Raw genomic sequence first — 788 nt, 5'->3', positions numbered from 1 at the left:
TGATAGACTTTGTTTGTCTGAGCAATTTTCTCCCCCTTGTAAGTCATTTCAAACTCAACCTCAATCGGGGCTGTTGACCAGAATTTTCTTTCCTGCCCAAAATATTGAGTTGCAATAACCTCATCGCTCATCTTTCCAAGTGATTGAGCGATTTCCTCTCCTGTCTTAGCGGCTGTTGTTTCAGTAGTAAATTTGAGCAGATCTTTTTCTACAAGCTTGCCCGCAAGTTTCACACCTCCCTTGGCTACTGCAGCAGCACCGTCAGTAAGCACTATAGAACCCACTGTATAAGCCGCATCTCCTATTGGTTCACCTATCATTTCGCCGAATTCAAAACCGGCACTGGGTGCTCCATTCCCCCCCTCTTTATCCATTGTTTCCATTATGTGATTTATATGCCCTACAAAGGAACCCTTAACACCTCCCCAGAATTGATCAACTTTTCCGGAGACATCATCAATCACATGTCCACTCACGGTCCAAGACATTGCTGTTCCAACGCCTTCAATAACCGTTTTAACGCTCTCAAATGGATTGAAAACTATTGCTAACCCTATTTTCACAGCACCGAGACCTAAATCGCATACTCCTTTTACTGTTTCTTTTGCGGTACTGCTAATCAAACCCAAAAACGCACCTGTGGAAAAAATCCTATCTTGCTCTTCACTAATCTCGAACCATTTTTCATTAACATCTCTTCGACATTGATCATCAGAACACTCTTCTAACTCTTTCTTCATCTGAGCGCGTTGTGCACTACCCAAAAAGTTATTTGCAGCGGCATTGCC

The 788-nt window shown here is 43.0% G+C and carries 1 pseudogene; it reads right to left on the bottom strand.

The features are described from left to right. A pseudogene (locus ABD915_RS09965) lies at positions 1-788 on the bottom strand (DUF637 domain-containing protein); the annotation flags it as partial.

The sequence above is a fragment of the Bartonella jaculi genome, from assembly GCF_039543045.1.
Classification (GTDB): Bacteria; Pseudomonadota; Alphaproteobacteria; order Rhizobiales; family Rhizobiaceae; genus Bartonella; species Bartonella jaculi.
This window is presented reverse-complemented; position numbering and strand designations above follow the sequence as displayed.